Genomic DNA, 17322 nt, shown 5'->3' on the forward strand with positions numbered 1-17322 from the left:
GGGGCGCTCGAGGCGGGCGTCTGCGGGTCGCCAGCGGCCCCGGGGCCGCCGCCATTCACGAGATATCCAATGATCCACAGCATGACAGGCTATGGCCTGGCGACGCGCCAGGCGCCATTGACCAACGCGCAAGGCGAGCCCAGCGGGCGCAGCGCGTCCGTTTCGGTGGAATTCCGCACTGTCAATTCGCGTTTCCTCGACCTGTTGTTCCGGGCCCCGGAAGAGTGCCGTGCCTTCGAGCCGGCCCTGCGCGAGATGCTGATGGCCGAGCTGTCGCGCGGCAAGCTGGAATGCCGCATCAACCTGCAGCGCACCGATGCCGGCGGCGCCACCCTGGCGCTGAACGACGGCCTGCTGGCCCAGATCCGCGCGCTGGAAACCACCGTTGCCGGCACCTTCCCCGGCGCCGGCACCCTGCGCATGGGCGAGATCCTGCGCTGGCCGGGCGTGCTGGTCGAGCCGGAACTGTCACAGGAGGCCCTGCGCGAAGCCGTCCTGGGCGCCGCCCGCGAGGCGCTTGACCAGTTGCTGGAAGCGCGCCGCCGCGAAGGCGATGCGCTCAAGGCCACGCTGGCGGAGCGCATCGACGCCATGCTGGCCATCGTCGAGCGCCTGACCCCGGCCATCCCGCAGCTGATCGCGCATCACCAGGAAAAGCTGACCGAGCGCCTGCAGGAAGCCTTCAACCTGGCCGCGCCCAGCGGCATGCCGTCGATGAGCCGCGACGAGATCGCCGAGCGCATCCGCCAGGAAGCCACCGTCTACGGCATCCGCATCGACATCGCGGAAGAACTGTCGCGGCTGCAGGCACACCTGAACGAAACGCGCCATATCCTGAAGAAGGGCGGCCAGGCCGGCAAGCGCCTGGACTTCATGATGCAGGAGCTCAACCGCGAGGCCAACACGCTGGGTTCCAAGGCCGCCGCCAAGGAACTGGCCGATGCCTCGATGGAGCTCAAGCTGCTGATCGAGCAGATGCGCGAGCAGGTCCAGAATCTAGAGTAAGACTGTTACAAGAACCATCATGAGCCAAACGTCTCAAACCGTTCCCCGCACGGCCATCGATACCGTCTACCCCGGCAACCTGTTCATGGTGGTGGCGCCATCGGGAGCCGGCAAATCGACGCTGGTCAACGCGCTGCTGGCGCAGGACCCGGCCATCCGCCTGTCGATCTCGCACACCACGCGCGCGCCGCGTCCGGGCGAGCAGGACGGGCGCGAGTACCACTTCGTCACGGTCGATGCGTTCCGCGCCGCGCGCGACCGCGGCGACTTCCTGGAATGGGCCGAAGTCCACGGCAACTACTACGCGACCTCGCGCGTGTGGATCGAGCAGCAGATGGCGCAGGGCAACGACGTGCTGCTGGAGATCGACTGGCAGGGCGCGCAGCAGGTGCACCAGCGCTTTTCCAACGCGATGGAGATCTTCATCCTGCCGCCGTCGCTGACCGCGCTGGAAGAGCGCCTGAAAAAGCGCGGCCAGGACGAGCCCAACGTGATCGTGCGCCGGCTGCTGGCCGCGGGCAGTGAAATGGCCCATGCCTCGGAGTCGGATTACGTCATCATCAACGAGGTCTTCGACGACGCGCTGGAGCAGCTGCGCAACGTGATCAGCGCCACGCGGCTGCGCTTTTCCTCGCAGAAGGCGCGGCATGCGGAGCTGTTTATCGAGCTGGGCATCCACTGAACGGATGCCGTGCGGATGACAGCCGCGAGGGGCGCCGCCAGCGTTTCCCGCCGCGTGCTGTAAAATAGCAAACCAATGTAAGGTTTTGTCCCAAGGTGGATTTGATATGGCGCGTATTACCGTCGAAGATTGTCTGAAACACATTCCGAATCGTTTCGAGCTCGCGCTGGCGGCCACGTACCGTGCGCGCCAGCTGGTGCAGGGCCACACGCCCAAGGTCGAAGCGAAGGACAAGCCGACCGTGGTGGCACTGCGCGAGATCGCGTCGGGCCAGGTCGGCATCGAGATGCTGAAAAAGGTCCCGACCTGATTGACCAGGCGGCCCATGGCTCATCCTTGCATCGTGCCAGCACTTTTCCAGGCTCACCAGCCGGATACCAGGGGCCGCCGCCATGCCTTCGCCGCATTCGCCCTCCAAGCCTCCCTCCCAGCCGGCGCCGACTGCCTTGGCGCCGGCGCCTGGCGATGCGGCCCCGCCCACGGCGCGTAAGCGCACCATTCCGGGCCAGCCTTCCGTGAACGCGCGCACCGGCGCTCCCAATCTTCCCGATCCGCTCGGCGGCGATGTCGTCGGCGAGCGCGCCGTCGCGCCCGCGCTGGCGCCGGGCAAGGCCAGGGGCACGGCGCTGCAGGACGAACTGGCCGCGATGCACGAAGTGGTGCCGCCGGCAGCTGACAGCCTCTTCATCGACGCTGTGCTGGCGCAGTCATACCGGCACTTCTTCGGCCCGACCTCGCAGCCGGCGGTGCCGCCGCGCCAGCAGGTCATCTCCATCACCCGGCTGATGGAGAAACTCGCGTACCTGAAGGCGCAGGACCTGGCGCGCGTGCGCGAGGCCTTCCAGTTCTCTGACGAGGCCCACCTGGGCCAGTACCGCCAGAGCGGCGAGCCCTACATCACCCATCCGGTGGCGGTGGCCGAGCTGTGCGCGGACTGGAAGCTGGATGTGCAGTCCATCATGGCGGCGCTGCTGCATGACGTGATGGAAGACCAGGGCATCACCAAGAGCGAGCTGGCCGAGAAATTCGGCCCCAAGGTCTCCGAACTGGTCGATGGCCTGACCAAGCTGGACAAGCTCGAATTCCAGAGCCGCGAGCAGGCACAGGCGGAGAGCTTCCGCAAGATGCTGCTGGCGATGGCGCGCGACGTGCGCGTGATCCTGGTGAAGCTGGCCGACCGTACGCACAACATGCGCACGCTCGATTTCGTGCCGCCGGAGAAGCGCCGCCGCATCGCGCTGGAGACCATGGAGATCTATGCGCCGATCGCGCACCGTCTCGGTCTCAACACGATCTACCGCGAGCTGCAGGAGCTGTCCTTCAAGGTCGGCTCGCCGTTCCGCTACGCGACGCTGGAGAAAGCCGTCAAGGCCGCGCGCGGCAACCGCCGCGAGGTGGTCAGGCGCATCCTGGAGGCCGCGCAGACGGCGCTGGCCGACGCCGGCATCGTGGCCGAGCTGTCCGGGCGCGAGAAAACGCTCTACAGCATCTACCGCAAGATGCACGACAAGCAGCTGTCGTTCTCGCAGGTGCTGGACGTGTACGGTTTCCGCGTGGTGGTGGAAACGCAGATGCACTGCTACATGGCGATGGGCGCGCTGCATGGCCTGTACAAGCCCATGCCGGGCAAGTTCAAGGACTACATCGCGATTCCCAAGATCAACGGCTACCAGTCGCTGCACACCACGCTGGTGGGCCCGTTCGGCACGCCGGTGGAGTTCCAGATCCGCACGCGCGGCATGCACCAGATCGCCGAGGCGGGGGTGGCCGCGCACTGGATGTACAAGCACCAGGCCGACCACGCCAACGATATCCAGCAGCAGGCGCACCAGTGGCTGCAGTCGCTGCTCGATATCCAGAGCCAGACCGGCGATTCGCAGGAGTTCCTGGAACACGTCAAGATCGACCTGTTCCCGGACGCGGTCTACGTGTTCACGCCCAAGGGCCATATCCGCGCGCTGCCGCGCGGCGCCACCGCGCTGGACTTTGCCTACGCCGTGCACAGCGACCTGGGCAACCAGTGCGTGGCCGTCAAGATCAACAACGAGCTGCTGCCGCTGCGCACCGAGCTCAAGAGCGGCGATATCGTCGAGGTGGTGACGGCGCCGTACTCCAAGCCCAACCCGGCATGGCTGTCGTTCGTGCGCACCGGCAAGGCGCGCGCGGCGATCCGCCACTACCTGAAGACCACCAAGCTGGACGAGGCCATCCAGCTTGGCGAGCGCCTGCTGGAGCAGTCGGCGCGCCAGCTCGGCATCGAACTCAAGGCGGTGCCGCAGTCGGTGTGGGACCGCATGATCCAGTGGACCGGCAACAAGCATCGCGAAGACATCTTCGCCGACCTGGCGCTGGGCCGGCGCGTGCCGGCGGTGGTGGCCAAGCGCATGGAGATCCTGCTGCAGGAGCTGTCGGGCGATGTCGACAGCGCGCTGCTGGCGGCGGTGCAGACCTTTGCCGGCGAAGAAGCCCCGGCGGTGCCGATCACCGGCGACGAAGGCATGTCGATGATTTTCTCGGCATGCTGCCGCCCGATCCCGGGCGATTCGATCGTCGGCTACCTGGGCAAGGGCGAAGGGCTGCAGATCCACGTGCAGGACTGCAAGGTGGCCAAGCGCCTGCACAGCAAGGATCCGGAGCACTGGATCGACGTGATGTGGGCCAAGAAGATCACGCGCGCCTTCGATGTGTCGATCAAGGTGATGGTGCGCAACGTCAAGGGCATCGTCGCGCGCGTGGCCGCCGACCTGACCGCCGCCGACGCCAACGTGGCGCACGTGGCCATGGAGCAGCAGGACGCCGGCCACCAGGAAGCGACCTATATGCAGTTCATCATCCAGGTGCAGAACCGCCTGCATCTGGCCAACGTGATGCGCGGGCTGCGCCGCAACCCCGACGTCATCCGCATCTTCCGCGACCGCAACGATACTTAGTGTTTCCGGGGCGGGTAGCGAACTTCCAGGATATCGATCTGCTCGACCCCGGCCGGCGTGCGCAACGCCACGGTATCGCCTTCGCGCGCTTTGATCAGCGCCTTGGCGATCGGCGAGATCCAGCTGACATGGTTCTGGTCCAGGTCGACCTCATCCATGCCGACGATGGTGATGGTGGTCTCCTCGCCGGAAGTGTGGGCATAGGTCACGGTGGCCCCGAAGAAGATCTGGTCGTTGTCGCCCTGCAGGGACGGGTCGACCACTTCGGCCTTGTCCAGGCGCCGCGTCAGGAAGCGGATGCGGCGGTCGATCTCGCGCAGGCGCTTCTTGCCATAGAGATAGTCGCCATTCTCCGAGCGGTCGCCGTTGGACGCCGCCCACGAGACGATCTGCACCACGTCGGGCCGGTCGACATCGATCAGCTGCATCAGCTCAGTGCGCAGGCGCTCGTAGCCTTCAGCGGTGATGTAGTTCTTGGTGCCGGGAGGCAGCGGCGCTGCGCATTCGGGGAGATCGTCGTCCTCGTCGCCAGAGGACTCTTTGACAAATGCTTTGTTCATGGTCCGGATCACTTCTTCAGTCTGCCATTATAGGAAAACACCACTGGCAGGCTGCGCCGGCGGGCGTCCGCTTCGACCCTTCCCGGAGAAAGATCACAAAAAAGTTGAGAAGGGGCTTCACAAAAACAAAAACTGCGTTATAATCTTTTTCTCGCGTGCGGCTGTAGCTCAGTTGGATAGAGTACTTGGCTACGAACCAAGGGGTCGTGGGTTCGAATCCTGCCAGCCGCGCCACCTATGCAGAAAGAAAAAGGGCTTCCGGAAACGGAAGCCCTTTTTCGTTTCCGCCCACGCCTGACGCTTGTCCTTGCAGGCCGTTGGTCCGCGCGCCGCGGATTCCTGCCTTCTTCGCTTTCCTTCGTTGCCCTCCGTTTCGCTCGCGCCATGTCCGCAATTGCTGCGTCACCGCTTGCGGTCGCGCGTGCGGCCTCCTAGGCTCGAATCAGGCACAACACCAATCCCGGGAGCTGAACGCATGGAAAACGAGTGGCGCGTCGAGGAGTATCGCGGCATGGATGTCTATGTCCTGGTATCGCCGCAAGGGCGGGGCAGCATAGGCCGTTGGGGCTATGAAGTGCGCGTGTCGCAGGAAGGCGCGGATCCGGCGGACGCCGGCGACACCGAATTGCTCGCCAGCGGCCCCCAGCAGTTTGCCACGCGCCATGCGGCAGAGGTGGCCGCATTCGGTGCCGGCTATGCCCTGGTCGATCGCCTGCTGGGGCTCGCGGAATAAGCGCTGCGGGTCATTGCGATTGGCGCAACGGCTTATATCATGACGTGATCTATCGTTATTGACCGTGATCATTTTTGATCCGGTCCGGCACTCCTACGCTGGAAGTGGAAGCGGGCGAAGCCTCGCTCGCCATAGCAGCAAAAGGAGTGCCCCGCCATGCCGCAATTTGCAGGCTACAAGATCGTTTATGAAGTGATTGCGCTGCCCAAGGGCAAGTGGGCCATCCTGGTCGAGATCATTCGCCGCACCGACGGCGAGATTCTTGCGGGACGGCACAATCCCTTCCCCAATCATCCGTTCGACACCAAGCTCGAAGCGCTTGACCAGGTCAATCGTTACATCGAGACCGTGCTTGCGGCCTGCGAACCCGATGGCAAGCTGAAGCGCATCGCATGACAGCGCGTGCAGAAACGAACAATTTCATGCGCAGGCAAGATAGTGCTTGCCACGGGCCTGTGTATCGCCCATAATCCGTTTCCTTCAGACGCGGGGTGGAGCAGTTGGCAGCTCGTCGGGCTCATAACCCGAAGGTCGCAGGTTCAAGTCCTGCCCCCGCAACCAACGCCTGACATCAGTCATCCGCGGCGTTCGCCGCAGTCCTTCAAGGCGTTGTTCCCAAGGCCGTCCGGCCTGACTCACTCACTGCTCCGATGTGAATCCGCGAAGTGCCGGCGCATGAGCCAGACACGGCCTTGCAGCGTTCGTGCGTCTGGTCGCTATGCACGCACAAGTGCCGCTGCACGCCTGAACGTATCGCGTACCAACGGCTGGTCTTCACGCTCGGCAGCGTCGGCCCGGTCGCGCAGCCGCGCAGCCAGCACCGTCAGTGTTCCCTGCGCCTGCGGGCCGCCGGCAGCCTGGCACCTGGTCACGGCTTCGCGCATCACTGCATCGAGTTCCCCACTGACATCGGCACCATCAAAGGCGCTCACCGAGAGGGCCGAGACGCGTTCCAGGTAGAGATTGACCAACGCTTCGTCGTGTAGCGGTTCGGACATGTCTTCTCCTTGTCGATGACGGGAATACTCAGACCATTGTAGTGAAGGCGCCGTCTGCACGGAATCAAATGGTAATGATTCTTGTTATTGCCTGCTCCGGCATTCCCATACAATGTCGCCTGCCCGATTTATCCCGATATGGTTGCCATCATGATGCTGCAGATTCCCGACTTGCTGTCCAAGGCCCAGGTGGCGCAAATCCGGCAAGTCATCGATGCCGCGCCGTGGGCCGACGGCAACGAGACCTCGGGCTATCAGTCGGCGCTGGCCAAGCGCAACCTGCAGTTGCCGGAGGGCTCGCCCGCGGCGCGCCAGGCGGGCGACCTGATCCAGGACGCGCTTGGCAACCATGCGCTGTTTTTCTCCGCGGCGCTGCCGCTGAAGGTCTATCCGCCGCTGTTCAACCGCTATGAGGGCGGCCATGCCTTTGCCAATCACGTCGACAACGCGATCCGCTACTTGCGCGGCACCAGCTTCCGCATCCGCAGCGACCTGTCGGCGACGCTGTTCCTGACCGAGCCGCAGGAATACGAAGGCGGCGAACTGGTGATCGAGGACACTTATGGCCGGCAGCGCGTGAAGCTGCCGGCCGGGCATATGGTGCTGTACCCGGCCACCAGCATCCACCACGTGACGCCGGTCACGCGCGGGGCGCGGGTGTCATCGTTCTTCTGGATCCAGAGCATGGTGCGCGACGACGGCCAGCGCGCGCTGCTGTTCGAGCTGGACGGGGGCATCCGCCAGGTGGCGCAGGAACTCGGCCAGGCGCATGAATCGGTGATCGGCCTGACCGGGGTTTATCACAACCTGTTGCGCCGCTGGGCGGACGCGTGAGCGCCCCGCGGCGCCCTCGCCAAGGGCGCCGCGGGATGACAGCCGGCAAGCGGGCGCGGCTATTCGTCGCGCCGTCGCTGCATCTGCAACAGTTCGATGGGAGAGGGCTGGATGCGCCGCCGAGCGGGACGCAGCGCGCGGTTGGGCCAGAGCACATAGTTGGTGTGCGGATCCAGCGGCTTGCCGAAATACGAGACCCAGACCTGCACGCCTTGCTCGGTTTCGGCAATGACGGCCGCGACGGCGCGCGCCGCGGCGGAAGGGGACTTGAGCAGTTCCGCCAGGGCCTCGACGCCCTGCACGACATGGTGCTTCACCCCTGCAAACCATGCGTACTGACGCATGGCGGACAACAAACGCTTGGTCATGAACGCGACTCGGGTTGTGTGGAAGTGCGAGTGAGACTTTCGTACTTCCGATTTGTTCACGGCGATTTGCGAATCCCCGTGTGACTGAGGCGCCATGTCGCGGTTTTGTCACCTGCGTGGCCTGCGTCACCTGGCATCGCCCCGGTGCCGCTTGCATCACGCAGCGCGCGGCGGCTCGGGTGCCAGTGCAGAGAGTACCATCGCCAGCCGATCGAGGGCAGGGTCGATATCCAGCAGGTCGATGGCGCCGAAGCCCAGCAGCAGCCCGGCACACGTGGCGGGCGGCCTGGCATAGCAGGGATCGAGCGTGGCGAGCGCCAGGTCGGCCAGCCGTGCCATCGAGACCAGCGCCTCGGTTGCCACCGGCACGCGCAGCCTTGCCGCCAGGTGGAAGCCCGCGACCGCCGGCAGCGGCTCCAGCCACGGCGACAGGTCGCCCTGCAGCCGCGCCAGGAGCCGGGCGCGGCGCTGGGCGTGGCGCGCATGCGAGCGCCGGATATGGCGCAGCAGGTGGCCTTCGGACAGGAAGCGCGCCAGTGCCTGCTGGAGCAGCGTCGGCGTGTGCCAGTCCATCAGGTGCTTGACCTTGCGCGCGGCCGGCATCAGCCACGGCGGCACCACCACGTAGCCGCCGCGCAGGTTTGCCGCCAGCGTCTTCGAGAACGTGCCGAGGTAGGCCACGCGGCCATGCCGGTCCAGCGTCTGCAGCGCGTCCAGCGCCTGGCCGCCGTAGCGGAATTCACTGTCGTAGTCGTCTTCCAGGATCACCGCGTGGCGCCGCGCCGCCCAGTCGAGCAAGGCCTGGCGCCGTGCCAGGCTCATCGGCACGCCCAGCGGCGACTGGTGCGAGGGCGTGACATAGATCAGCGTGGCCGCGTTGGGCAGTGCCGCCACCACCAGCCCTTCGTCATCGACCGGCACCGGCATCACCCGCGCGCCCAGGCCCAGGAACAACGCGCGCGCCATCGGGTAGCCGGGGTCCTCCATCGCCACCACCGCGCCGGGCCCGAGCAGCAGCCGCGCCAGCAGGTCGATGCCCTGTTGCGCGCCGCTGGTGACCAGGATGTCGGTCGGCGCGCTCTGCACGCCGCGCGTGAAGGCGATATGGCGGGCAATGGCCTGGCGCAGCGCCATCTCGCCGGCCGGATCGGCGGGGCCGGGCGGGCGCATGCGTTCGGCGGCCAGCGCGGCGCGCACGCAGCGCGACCAGGCTTCATGCGGAAAGCGCGTGGTATCGGCCTGGCCCGGCTGGAAGGCATAGCGAGCGCCGCCTGCAGGGCCCAGGAATGGCGTGGGCACGGCCATCCAGCGCTGCACCGCGGGCGGCAGCACCGGCGCCGCGGTCGAGCGCATCGCGGGGCGCGCCAGGCCTTCGGCCACGTAGGTGCCGTCGCCCACGCGCGCGCGCAGCCAGCCCTCGGCCACCAGCCGTTCATAGGCCGTGGTCGCGGTCTTGCGCGCCACGCCCAGCTGCGCGCCGAGCAGGCGCGAGGGCGGCATGCGCTCGCCGGCTTCGAGCCGGCCGCCCTGGATGGCATCGCGGATCTGGTGGACGATCTGCGCGGTCAGGTCGCTGCCATGGTCCAGGGAGAGATGCAGTTCCATGGAGAGGATTTGCTGGCGGAAATTGGTCTACCAATTTTGCCGGAAATTGGCGGTGTACGGGACCAATGCTTGCGTCTATCTTTCATCCCAACGGGCCCGACAGCGGTGCCCGCCGAATCCAACCTGTCAAATCGGAGATCGATCATGGAAGAACGCATGAACTGGCAAGACGTGGCCCCTGACGCCTACAAGGCAATGGTCGGCGTGGAGATCTACCTGGCGCGCTGCTCGCTGGAGACCACGCTGAAGGAACTGGTGAAGATCCGCGCCTCGCAGATCAACGGCTGCGCGTTCTGCCTGGACATGCACGTGACCGATGCGCGCAAGCATGGCGAAAGCGAGCGCCGCCTTAACCTGCTGCCGGCCTGGCGCGAAGTGACATGGTTCACTCCGCGCGAGCGCGCCGCGCTGGCCTGGACCGAGGCGCTCACGCTGCTGCCGCAAAGCCAGGCGCCGGACACGGACTACCAGGCCTTGCGCGAGCAGTTCTCGGAGAAGGAAATGGCCGACCTGACCTTGCTGATCTCGGCCATCAACGCCTGGAACCGCTTCGGCGTCGGCTTCCGCCGCCAGCCGCCGGCGCTCTGAGCGCCTTGCCCTCCCGCCTGCCGCAGCGGCCTGCCGATTGACAAGCCGCCGCGCGCTGCATTAGCTTCTGTTGCAGATAGAGCACACATAGGCAACAGCCGGCGGTGCCGGCACGGGAGGCATTGTGGCGACACGTCAGAATGGCGGTGCGGCCGAGGTTGAGGTGCCGGCCGCGGCCCCGGCTGCGATGCCGGTCGAGGCCCGGCGCGAACGCGGCAAGTCCCTGCGCACGCAGGTGCCGCGCGGCGCGCAGGATGCCATCGGCAATGTCGACCGCGATCCTGTCGCCTTGCTGGAAACCAGCAGCGAGGGCCGGGTCCCGCGGCTGGTGCCGCTGCGCTACGGCCGGATGATCCAGTCGCCGTTCGCTTTCTTTCGCGGCAGCGCCATCATCCAGGCGCACGACCTGGCCGGCACGCCGGATTCCGGCCTGCCCATGCAGATCTGCGGCGACTGCCACCTGGCCAATTTCGGCGGCTTTGCATCGCCCGAGCGCACGCTGCTGTTCGACCTCAACGATTTTGACGAAACCAGCCCGGGCCCGTGGGAGTGGGATCTCAAGCGCCTGAGCGCAAGCTTCGTGGTGGCAGCGCGCCACCTGCGGCACAAGGCCGGTGTGGCCGAAGCCCTGGTGCGCGAGGTGGTGGGCAGCTACCAGCGGCGCACGGCCGCCTATGCCGAGATGGGCATGCTCGACACCTGGTACGACCGCATCACCTTCGAGCGGCTGCTTGACGAAGAAACCTTGCCCGAGGTCCAGAAGCGTATCCGGCGCGGCATGGAGCGCGCCGCCGACCGCACCCATGAATCGCTGCTGCCCAAGCTGGCCGAGCGTACTGGCGACCGCTGGTCGATTCTCGATGCGCCGCCGGCCATCTTCCATGTGCATGGCGAGCAGACGCTGTTCGGCCCGGACGACGACTGGCTGGTGGCGGGCGACGACGAGCTGGCGCGGGACCAGGCCTACAAGGATTACCTCGCCACGCTGGCGCCCGACCGGCGCCGCTTGCTAGCCCATTTCACGCGCCATGACCTGGCCTTCAAGGTAGTGGGCGTGGGCAGCGTGGGCACGCGCTGCCTGGTGCAACTGCTGATGGACCAGCATGACAAGCCGCTGTTCCTGCAAGTGAAGGAGGCCACCAGATCGGTAGTGGCGCGCTACTGCAAGAGCGCGCCGACCGCGCACGAGGGCCGCCGCGTGGTCGAGGGCCAGCGCCTGATGCAGGCCGCCAGCGACCTGTTCCTGGGCTGGACCAAGGGGCCGTTCGGGCGGCACTTCTATATGCGGCAGCTGCGCGACATGAAGCTGTCGGCACAGGTCGAACTGATGGATGCCGAGCTGCTTGGCCGCTATGCCTCACTGTGCGGCTGGGTGCTGGCGCGGGCGCACGCCAAGGCTGGCGGCCTGGCTGCCGAAGTGAGCGGGTACCTCGGGCGCAGCGACCGCATGGCCGACGTGATGGTAGGCTATGCCAATGGCTATGCCGACCAGGTGGAGCGCGACTACGACCAGTTTGTCGCCGCGTGCCGTTCGGGCCGCCTCGAGGCGCGCACCGATGCCGACATGGCCGCGGATTTCCGCGTGTAGTTTGCCGCGCCTTGCCAGGAGTCAGCCCCATGACCGAAGACACCCTGCTGCAACTGATGACGGAAGTCGAGAAGGAAGACCCGATCGACTACGCCGACCTGCCGTTCGATGACGCCGCCCTGCGCCGGCTGGCGTGCCGGCTGATCGCCGAGCGTTCCAGCGAGATGGAGGCGTCGGGCTTGCCGGTGGAGGCGCTGCTGGCCACGATGTGGGCCTCGACCGCCAAGCTGGTGCTGGAAAACCTGGTGCTCAACGCGCGCCTGCTGACGCTGCAGGGCCTGCCCGAAGACGCCCAGGCGCTGATCGACCGCATCGCGCGCCAGTCGCGCGGCGGAGCCTGATCGCAGCCGCCTGGCGGCCCGGCTTCCTGCCGGGTCATGTGCCGCAGCCGCCTCAAGCTGCGGTCGCTCCGACGTTTCGCTAAAATACGGGTTTTCGCCCGGCCGGTCCGCGCTGTGACACACACGCGGCGGAGGCGGCTGACCAGGAGGATTTCGGTGATCAAGTGGATAATCGTCGCGGGCTACCTCGGTGCCATCCTGTATGTGCACTTCCGCGGCAAGGTGCGCCTGCGCATCTGGCGCCAGCTGCTGGACCATTCGGCCCTGGTGGCGCCGATCAACTGCTTCATGTACGCGTTCTCGGGCGTGCCCCGCACGCCGTATATTCCGGTCGATAATTTCCCCGACCTGGAAAAGCTGCGCGCCGCCTGGCCCGAGATCCGCGACGAAGGCCTGGCGCTGGCCGCGATGCGCAAGATCAAGGCCGCGGACAAGAATGACGACGCCGGCTTCAACTCCTTCTTCAAGTATGGCTGGAAGCGTTTCTACCTGAAGTGGTATGAGGCCCAGCATCCGTCGGCCGAGCAGTTCTGCCCCAGGACCGTGGCGCTGCTGCGCGAGCTGCCCACGGTCAAGGCGGCGATGTTTGCCGAGCTGCCGCCAGGCGGCAAGCTCAATCCGCACCGTGACCCGTTTGCGGGCTCGCTGCGCTATCACCTGGGCCTGGCCACGCCGAACGACGACCGTTGCTTTATCGAAGTGGACGGCGAGCGCCACAGCTGGCGCGACGGCGAGGGCGTGGTCTTCGACGAAACCTACCTGCACTGGGCCGAGAATCGCAGCGACGCCAACCGCCTGATCCTGTTCTGCGACATCGAGCGTCCGATGCGCTACGGCTGGGCGATGAAGTTCAACCACTGGATGGGCCGCAAGGTCATGACCGCGGCCAGCTCGCCCAACGACGAGCATGACCAGACCGGCATGATCAACCGGCTGTTCCGCTTTGTTTGGCTGGGCGGCCAGTACCGCCGCCGTTTCAAGGCCTGGAACCGCCAGCTCTACTACGTCACCAAGTTCGGGCTGATCGTGCTGGGCGTGGGGCTGATCGTTTATCTGTAAGCGGTTACCGACGGTTTGCTCCCCTCTCCCGCTTGCGGGAGAGGGAGCACACAATCGGCCCGTTTCTTCCCTCGCGGAGACCCCGATGCGCACCCGTATCGCAGTGTTGCTGGCTTTCGCCATCGTTGGCAATGCCGCTTGCAGCAACACTCCAGCAGAGCGTTCGGCTGGCGGCCAGGCAATCGGCATGGCCAACCCCGCCTCGGTCAACTGCACGCAGCGCGGCGGCAAGCTGCAGATCGTGTCGACACCGGCCGGCCAGACCGGCATCTGCACCTTCCCGTCCGGCAAGCAATGCGAAGAGTGGGCGCTGATGCGCGGCGAATGCACGCCCGGCTAAGCCTCTGAGCCTCTAAGGCTCAGTCGCGGCGGCGTTCGTTGCCCAGCGCGGTGTAGTAGTCGCGCTTGGCCTGATACATGCGGCTGTCGGCCAGCTTGACGATGTCGCTGAGCCGGTCGCCTTGCAGGCAGGTGGCGTGGCCGATAGAGAAGCTCAGCCGCGTGCCAGGGTAGAACTGGTTGTTCAGTTCGACCACCTTGCCGATCTGCTCGACCACGGTGGCGGCGCCGCGCTCGTCGCGCCCGGGCAGCAGGATCATGAACTCGTCGCCGCCGGTGCGCGCCACGCAGGCCTGCTCGCCCACGGCCTTCTTCAGCACCTCGCCGGTGCGGCGCAGCAGCCCGTCGCCGTCGGCGTGGCCGAACTGGTCGTTGACCACCTTGAGGCCGTTCAGGTCCACCGCCACCACGCTGACCGGCCACGGGCCCTTGCGGCCCAGCCGCGCCAGCTCGTCTTCATAGTAGGCACGGTTGTAGAGCTTGGTCAGCACGTCGTGCTTGCCAAGGAACTCGACATAGGCCTCGGCCTTCTTGCGCGCGGTGATATCGGTCAGCGACACCAGCACCTGGTCCCAGTCGGCTTCCCGTCCGGGGAACACCGACCACTGCATGAACACGTCCACGGCACGGCCATCGAGCGCGTAGTTGATGACCTCGCGCTGCTGCCACAGCTTTTCATGCCAGAGGTCGATCAGCTGCTCGGCAAAATGGATGCGCATGTCGTCGCGGAACACATCGCCGAGGCGCGACAGCAGGATCTCCTTGCTGTGCGCGCCGAACATCAGCAGCGTCTGCTGGTTGACGTCGAGCACGCGGATTTCCTGCATGCAGCGCGAGACAAAGTCCGGATGCACGTTGAGGAAGGTGCGGAAGTCGGTGATGCCGGCGGCGCGCACTTCATCGAGCAGCATCTTGATCGCGCTGAAGTCCTCGACCCACAGCGACACCGGCGAATGCTCGAACAGTCCCAGCGCATATTGCTCGCTGCGGCGCAGCTCGCGCTCGGTGCGCATGCGCACGGTGATGTCCTTGATCGACAGCAGCACGCGCTCCCAGGTCTGTTCGTGGCCCGGCATCACCGTGGCCTCCAGCTGGATGTCGAGCCGTTCGCCATCGAGCGTGTAGTTGACGGTCTGGCTTGAGAAGCAATTGCCGCCGTCCCACAGCTGGCCGAGTTCCTCCACATGCTGGTCGAACATGTCGTCGCGGAAGACTGTGTCAAGGTTGTTCACCAGGTCGTCGAGGTCGGCCGCGCGGAACAGCTCGAGCGTGCGCCGGTTGACCGCGATCACCCGGATCAGTGCGGAGCACTGCGCCACCTGCTGCGGGTTGGCGCGCAGATGGGCGCGCAGGTCGGTGACGCCTTCCTCGCGCAAGTGCGCAAAATACTCGCGCACGGCGCTGAAGTCTTCCAGCCACAGTGAGACTGGTGCCAGCTGGAACAGGGTCTCATATTCGTCCAGGTTGTTGCCGGCAGGATTGCCGGCACCCTTGTCGACGGACTTCGCCGTGGATGCACTGCTCAAGGCTTTTCTCCTTATTCTTTTTCCCGTGGTGCGCGGCGCCCGTTGTCGGTCTTCGCCCCCGGAGACCAGCCGGGCCGCCCCCTGCGCACCAGCGCACTAGGATAGGCGAGCCGCCTGCAAAAGGGGAGGGATATTGCAAACAGGCGCCAGGCCTAGACCGCCAGCCGCTGCACGATGGCGGCGAGCGTGCCCAGCGCCCGCTCGATCTGCGCCGAGCGCGGCGTGCCGCAGTTGATGCGCAGGCAGTGATCGAAGCGCCCGGCGTTGGAGAACATCACGCCGGGCATCACGCGGATGCCGGCCTGCAGCGCCTGGTCGAACACCGCCTCGGACGAGACCTGCGCTGGCAGCTCCACCCACAGGTGCATGCCGCCGCGCGGCGCGCCCAGCCGCGTGCCGGCTGGAAAGCTCGCGGCGATGGCCTGCGCGAACCATTCGCGCTGCGCGCGCAGCCGGGTGCGCAGCCGGCGCAGGTGGCGGTCATGCGCGCCCGACGCAATAAAGTCAGCGGCCGCCATCTGCGACAGCATCTCGTTGGGCCGCGACAGGCCGAACTTGAGCATCTCCACCCGCGCCTGCCACTTGCCGGCGGCGATCCAGCCCAGGCGCATGCCGGGCGCCAGCACCTTGTGCAGCGAGGCGCAGTGGATCACGTTGCCGCTGCCGTCCCAGGCCTTGGCCGCGGCCGGCGGCGCGTCGCTGTCGGCGGTGGCCGAGAAGCAGTCGTCCTCGATCAGCGCGATGCCGCGCGCCTCGCACCACTGCACCAGCCGCGCCTTGTGCGCATCCGGCATGATGCAGCCGAGCGGGTTCTGCAGGTTGGGCACCACCGCGACCGCGCGGATGTTGTCGTAGTGCTGGGCGGCCAGCTCCAGGGCTTCCAGCGAGATCCCGGTCTGGGGACTGCACGGGATTTCCAGCGCGCGCATGCCCAGGCTTTCCAGGATCTGCAGCAGGCCGTAATAGGTCGGGGATTCCACCGCGATCACGTCGCCGGGGCCGGCCACCGCGCGCAGCGCGAGATTGAGCGCCTCGGTGCAGCCGTGCGTGATGACGATCTCTTCCGGTGCCAGCTGCACGCGGTTGCGCAGCGCCTGCCGCGCGATCGCCGCGCGCAGCGGCTGGTAGCCATCGGGTTCGACCGCTTCGCCGAACAGGTCCGGATGCCGGCGCAGCGCGCGCACCGCGGCACTGCGCAGCGCCTCGGTCGGGTAGAGCGAGGGCGCGCAATAGGCGCCGCCCAGGTTGGTATGCACTTGTTCATGCTGGCTGCGCGCCAGCAGGCCTGAAATGCGCTGGTGGATGCCGACATACTGGGCCGGGTCGGGCAGCGCGGCGGCGGGCTCCGACAGTCCGGCCAGCGGCGCACGCAGCGGCGCGGCAACAAAGTAGCCCGAGCGCGGGCGCGCTTCCAGCAGGCCGTCGCTCTCCAGTTGCCGGCATGCCTGCAGCGCGGTGGACAGGCTCACGCTGTGCAGCGCCATCAGCGCGCGCACCGACGGCATGCGGTCGCCGGCGGCGAGCGTGCCGGATTCAATGGCGCGGCGGTAGTGGCCGGCAACCTGGCGGTAGAGCGGGGTGGTGTCCATGGCGGCATCGTGGCGGGGTTGGCCGCATCGGTACAGATACAGAGGCGGGGCCCCTGTATCGTAACAGCCGGAAATCCTGGTCGCTGTTCCGGTCGAGACGGTACCGCGGTGTGCCTGCCGCATGCGATGGCCGGTCGATAGGCTGGAGTCCTGTGCCTGCTACCGGAGTCCTGCCATGCAAAGCGATCTCAACAACACATCAACCGTGATGCCACTGGCGGCCGGGCAGTGCTTGCGCCTGCGCGTGGCGGCGGGTACCGTGCTGCATGCCGGCGCGGGCGAGCTGGAGGTGGCCGGGCCACCGCAGTGGCTCGCAGACACGTGCCATGTCCCGCAACGGCGCCTGCGCGCGGGCGACACGTGGATCGTGCCCGCGCGCGGCTGGCTGGCGGTGTCGGCAAGCCGTGCCGGCGCGCTCTCGGTCACGGTCCCGCCGGGCTGGCTGCCCCGGCTGAAAGCCTGGCTGGCGTCGTCATGGCGCCGCACCGGCCCGGCCCGCCAGCCCGTATCCCGCCAGATTCCCGACCCCGCGCCCAAAAGACTATAAAATTGCGCTCCGGCCGGCCTGGCACATTGG

The 17322-nt window shown here is 66.7% G+C and carries 19 protein-coding genes and 2 tRNA genes; 15 read left to right on the forward strand and 6 right to left on the reverse strand.

Annotation, left to right across the window (positions count from 1 at the left end):
- Positions 1-69 precede the first annotated feature (69 nt).
- The 4 genes from ACREYQ_RS04365 to ACREYQ_RS04380 all read left to right on the forward strand — a co-directional run bounded on the left by ACREYQ_RS04365 (position 70) and on the right by ACREYQ_RS04380 (position 4617).
- Positions 70-1005 (forward strand): YicC/YloC family endoribonuclease, encoded by a 936-nt coding sequence (locus tag ACREYQ_RS04365; protein WP_432259561.1) that lies wholly within the window; start codon positions 70-72, stop codon positions 1003-1005.
- A 19-nt stretch (positions 1006-1024) separates the two neighbouring features.
- Entirely contained in the window at positions 1025-1687 is a 663-nt protein-coding gene (gmk, locus tag ACREYQ_RS04370) for a guanylate kinase (protein ID WP_432259562.1), read from the forward strand.
- Positions 1688-1793: 106 nt separating this feature from the next.
- Positions 1794-1997 (forward strand): DNA-directed RNA polymerase subunit omega, encoded by a 204-nt coding sequence (rpoZ, locus tag ACREYQ_RS04375; RefSeq protein WP_006578656.1) that lies wholly within the window; start codon positions 1794-1796, stop codon positions 1995-1997.
- Positions 1998-2202: 205 nt separating this feature from the next.
- On the forward strand, positions 2203-4617 hold the full coding sequence (locus ACREYQ_RS04380; protein WP_432259563.1) for a RelA/SpoT family protein: 2415 nt from the start codon (positions 2203-2205) through the stop codon (positions 4615-4617).
- Here ACREYQ_RS04380 and greB read toward each other — a convergent pair.
- The gene (greB, locus tag ACREYQ_RS04385) at positions 4614-5177 is read right to left on the reverse strand and encodes a transcription elongation factor GreB (protein ID WP_432259564.1); all 564 of its coding nucleotides are present in this window, start codon (positions 5175-5177) and stop codon (positions 4614-4616) included. The genes ACREYQ_RS04380 and greB overlap by 4 nt on opposite strands.
- A gap of 157 nt (positions 5178-5334) precedes the next feature.
- Here greB and ACREYQ_RS04390 point away from each other — a divergent pair.
- The 4 genes from ACREYQ_RS04390 to ACREYQ_RS04405 all read left to right on the forward strand — a co-directional run bounded on the left by ACREYQ_RS04390 (position 5335) and on the right by ACREYQ_RS04405 (position 6471).
- A tRNA-Arg gene (locus ACREYQ_RS04390) sits at positions 5335-5411 on the forward strand.
- Between the two features lie 241 nt (positions 5412-5652).
- Complete coding sequence (locus ACREYQ_RS04395; RefSeq protein ID WP_432259565.1) at positions 5653-5910, forward strand: hypothetical protein; 258 nt, start codon at positions 5653-5655, stop codon at positions 5908-5910.
- A 156-nt stretch (positions 5911-6066) separates the two neighbouring features.
- Positions 6067-6306: a hypothetical protein gene (locus tag ACREYQ_RS04400; protein WP_432259566.1), complete on the forward strand. Its 240-nt coding sequence runs from the start codon at positions 6067-6069 to the stop codon at positions 6304-6306.
- Positions 6307-6395: 89 nt separating this feature from the next.
- Positions 6396-6471 (forward strand) — tRNA-Met (locus tag ACREYQ_RS04405).
- 155 nt (positions 6472-6626) lie between these two features.
- On the opposite strand, the gene ACREYQ_RS04410 is transcribed toward ACREYQ_RS04405, so the two are convergent.
- Positions 6627-6908, reverse strand: a complete 282-nt coding sequence (locus ACREYQ_RS04410) for a hypothetical protein (RefSeq protein ID WP_432259567.1) — start codon at positions 6906-6908, stop codon at positions 6627-6629.
- Between the two features lie 150 nt (positions 6909-7058).
- On the opposite strand from ACREYQ_RS04410, the gene ACREYQ_RS04415 reads away from it, so the two are divergent.
- Positions 7059-7742 carry a Fe2+-dependent dioxygenase gene (locus ACREYQ_RS04415; protein WP_432259568.1) on the forward strand — a complete coding sequence of 228 codons (684 nt, stop codon included), beginning with the start codon at positions 7059-7061 and terminating at the stop codon, positions 7740-7742.
- A 59-nt stretch (positions 7743-7801) separates the two neighbouring features.
- Here ACREYQ_RS04415 and ACREYQ_RS04420 read toward each other — a convergent pair whose 3' ends face one another.
- Both ACREYQ_RS04420 and ACREYQ_RS04425 read right to left on the reverse strand, forming a co-directional pair.
- The gene (locus tag ACREYQ_RS04420; RefSeq protein ID WP_432259569.1) at positions 7802-8110 is read right to left on the reverse strand and encodes a hypothetical protein; all 309 of its coding nucleotides are present in this window, start codon (positions 8108-8110) and stop codon (positions 7802-7804) included.
- 156 nt (positions 8111-8266) lie between these two features.
- On the reverse strand, positions 8267-9715 hold the full coding sequence (locus tag ACREYQ_RS04425; protein WP_432259570.1) for a PLP-dependent aminotransferase family protein: 1449 nt from the start codon (positions 9713-9715) through the stop codon (positions 8267-8269).
- 144 nt (positions 9716-9859) lie between these two features.
- Between ACREYQ_RS04425 and ACREYQ_RS04430 the strand changes: the two genes are divergently transcribed.
- The 5 genes from ACREYQ_RS04430 (at position 9860) to ACREYQ_RS04450 (ending at position 13631) form a co-directional block, all read left to right on the forward strand.
- The gene (locus ACREYQ_RS04430; protein ID WP_432259571.1) at positions 9860-10303 is read left to right on the forward strand and encodes a carboxymuconolactone decarboxylase family protein; all 444 of its coding nucleotides are present in this window, start codon (positions 9860-9862) and stop codon (positions 10301-10303) included.
- A 187-nt stretch (positions 10304-10490) separates the two neighbouring features.
- Positions 10491-11891 (forward strand): DUF2252 domain-containing protein, encoded by a 1401-nt coding sequence (locus ACREYQ_RS04435; protein ID WP_432260359.1) that lies wholly within the window; start codon positions 10491-10493, stop codon positions 11889-11891.
- 29 nt (positions 11892-11920) lie between these two features.
- Positions 11921-12232, forward strand: a complete 312-nt coding sequence (locus ACREYQ_RS04440) for a hypothetical protein (protein ID WP_432259572.1) — start codon at positions 11921-11923, stop codon at positions 12230-12232.
- A 156-nt stretch (positions 12233-12388) separates the two neighbouring features.
- Positions 12389-13291: a lipid A hydroxylase LpxO gene (lpxO, locus tag ACREYQ_RS04445; protein WP_432259573.1), complete on the forward strand. Its 903-nt coding sequence runs from the start codon at positions 12389-12391 to the stop codon at positions 13289-13291.
- A gap of 85 nt (positions 13292-13376) precedes the next feature.
- Positions 13377-13631 carry a putative hemolysin gene (locus ACREYQ_RS04450; protein WP_432259574.1) on the forward strand — a complete coding sequence of 85 codons (255 nt, stop codon included), beginning with the start codon at positions 13377-13379 and terminating at the stop codon, positions 13629-13631.
- A 19-nt stretch (positions 13632-13650) separates the two neighbouring features.
- On the opposite strand, the gene ACREYQ_RS04455 is transcribed toward ACREYQ_RS04450, so the two are convergent.
- On the reverse strand, positions 13651-15156 hold the full coding sequence (locus tag ACREYQ_RS04455) for a sensor domain-containing diguanylate cyclase (protein WP_432259575.1): 1506 nt from the start codon (positions 15154-15156) through the stop codon (positions 13651-13653).
- A gap of 152 nt (positions 15157-15308) precedes the next feature.
- Entirely contained in the window at positions 15309-16745 is a 1437-nt protein-coding gene (locus tag ACREYQ_RS04460) for a PLP-dependent aminotransferase family protein (RefSeq protein WP_432259576.1), read from the reverse strand.
- A gap of 175 nt (positions 16746-16920) precedes the next feature.
- On the opposite strand from ACREYQ_RS04460, the gene ACREYQ_RS04465 reads away from it, so the two are divergent.
- Positions 16921-17292 (forward strand): hypothetical protein, encoded by a 372-nt coding sequence (locus ACREYQ_RS04465; RefSeq protein ID WP_432259577.1) that lies wholly within the window; start codon positions 16921-16923, stop codon positions 17290-17292.
- The last annotated feature ends 30 nt before the right edge of the window (positions 17293-17322 follow it).

This window comes from Cupriavidus sp. TMH.W2, from assembly GCF_050847365.1.
Lineage (GTDB): Bacteria > Pseudomonadota > Gammaproteobacteria > Burkholderiales > Burkholderiaceae > Cupriavidus.

Excerpts from the sequence above, each read along its gene's own strand:
- ACREYQ_RS04415 (WP_432259568.1), top strand. The coding sequence starts at position 7,059 with ATGATGCTGCAGATTCCCGACTTGCTGTCCAAGGCCCAGGTGGCGCAA.
- ACREYQ_RS04395 (WP_432259565.1), top strand. The coding sequence starts at position 5,653 with ATGGAAAACGAGTGGCGCGTCGAGGAGTATCGCGGCATGGATGTCTAT.
- rpoZ (WP_006578656.1), top strand. The coding sequence starts at position 1,794 with ATGGCGCGTATTACCGTCGAAGATTGTCTGAAACACATTCCGAATCGT.
- ACREYQ_RS04420 (WP_432259569.1), bottom strand. The coding sequence starts at position 8,110 with ATGACCAAGCGTTTGTTGTCCGCCATGCGTCAGTACGCATGGTTTGCA.
- ACREYQ_RS04460 (WP_432259576.1), bottom strand. The coding sequence starts at position 16,745 with ATGGACACCACCCCGCTCTACCGCCAGGTTGCCGGCCACTACCGCCGC.
- ACREYQ_RS04365 (WP_432259561.1), top strand. The coding sequence starts at position 70 with ATGATCCACAGCATGACAGGCTATGGCCTGGCGACGCGCCAGGCGCCA.
- ACREYQ_RS04440 (WP_432259572.1), top strand. The coding sequence starts at position 11,921 with ATGACCGAAGACACCCTGCTGCAACTGATGACGGAAGTCGAGAAGGAA.
- ACREYQ_RS04430 (WP_432259571.1), top strand. The coding sequence starts at position 9,860 with ATGGAAGAACGCATGAACTGGCAAGACGTGGCCCCTGACGCCTACAAG.
- ACREYQ_RS04425 (WP_432259570.1), bottom strand. The coding sequence starts at position 9,715 with ATGGAACTGCATCTCTCCCTGGACCATGGCAGCGACCTGACCGCGCAG.
- ACREYQ_RS04450 (WP_432259574.1), top strand. The coding sequence starts at position 13,377 with ATGCGCACCCGTATCGCAGTGTTGCTGGCTTTCGCCATCGTTGGCAAT.
- ACREYQ_RS04410 (WP_432259567.1), bottom strand. The coding sequence starts at position 6,908 with ATGTCCGAACCGCTACACGACGAAGCGTTGGTCAATCTCTACCTGGAA.
- ACREYQ_RS04400 (WP_432259566.1), top strand. The coding sequence starts at position 6,067 with ATGCCGCAATTTGCAGGCTACAAGATCGTTTATGAAGTGATTGCGCTG.
- ACREYQ_RS04435 (WP_432260359.1), top strand. The coding sequence starts at position 10,491 with ATGCCGGTCGAGGCCCGGCGCGAACGCGGCAAGTCCCTGCGCACGCAG.
- greB (WP_432259564.1), bottom strand. The coding sequence starts at position 5,177 with ATGAACAAAGCATTTGTCAAAGAGTCCTCTGGCGACGAGGACGACGAT.
- ACREYQ_RS04465 (WP_432259577.1), top strand. The coding sequence starts at position 16,921 with ATGCAAAGCGATCTCAACAACACATCAACCGTGATGCCACTGGCGGCC.
- gmk (WP_432259562.1), top strand. The coding sequence starts at position 1,025 with ATGAGCCAAACGTCTCAAACCGTTCCCCGCACGGCCATCGATACCGTC.